The organism is Bradyrhizobium sp. Ken01 (assembly GCF_055807355.1).
In genome coordinates this window covers 1-795 of sequence record NZ_JBVVPC010000145.1, presented here as the reverse complement: position 1 = coordinate 795, position 795 = coordinate 1, and the positions used below count along the sequence as shown (strand labels likewise).

Below are 795 nucleotides of genomic sequence, written 5' to 3'. Positions count from 1 at the left end.
GTCGTCACCAAGACCGGGTCCGAATACCTGACAGATTATCCACGAGACTTGCGCGTGGTCGCGAGATAGCCGGCAGGCCATGAGGATCGCGGTCTATCAATGCGCACTCGGCGGCAGCAGCCGCGAGGAGCGGTTGCGCCGGCTGCGGATAGCTCTGCGGGATCCTCAGGCTGCCGGCGCCGACTTGGTAGTATGTCCTGAGTTGTTCATGACCGGCTACAATGTCAGCGAGGATATCGGCCGGCTCGCGGAGCCGGTTGACGGGCCGTTCGCCCAGTCGATCGCCTGCCTTGCGCGCGAGCACGGCACGGCGATCCTCTACGGCTATCCGGAACGCGAGGGCCCCCGGATCTACAATTCCGCGGCTTGGATTTGCCGGGACGGCGCTCTGCTGGCCAATCATCGCAAATTAGCTTTGCCGCCGGGCTTCGAGACGCATTCGTTCGAGCGTGGCGACGAGGCGACCGTGGTCACGTTCGGGCATTTCAAGCTGGCACTGCTGGTCTGTTACGATATCGAGTTTCCGGAAGTCGTGCGGGGGATGGCGCTGCAAGGCGCCCATGCTGTAATTGCGCCGACTGCCCTTACCTCGAATTGGAGCAGCGTGGCGACGCGTATGGTCCCGACGCGGGCACTCGAAAACGGACTCTACGTCATCTATGCCAACCACGCCGGCCGCGAGCGCGACGCGGATTACCTGGGTGCAAGTTGCATCGTCGGTCCGGATGGCGAGGATCTCGCCCGCGCCGGCCTTGGCGAGCAGGTCGTTTCGGCCAACCTGGATCTCACCGCAAT

Annotated in this window: 1 protein-coding gene; it reads left to right on the top strand. The window is 63.6% G+C overall.

All coding sequences use genetic code 11. From position 1 onward, the window contains the following. Window positions 1-79 precede the first annotated feature (79 nt). The coding region (locus tag AC0L3S_RS39100) for a carbon-nitrogen hydrolase family protein (RefSeq protein WP_473285289.1) at window positions 80-795 on the top strand (716 nt) is incomplete at its 3' end.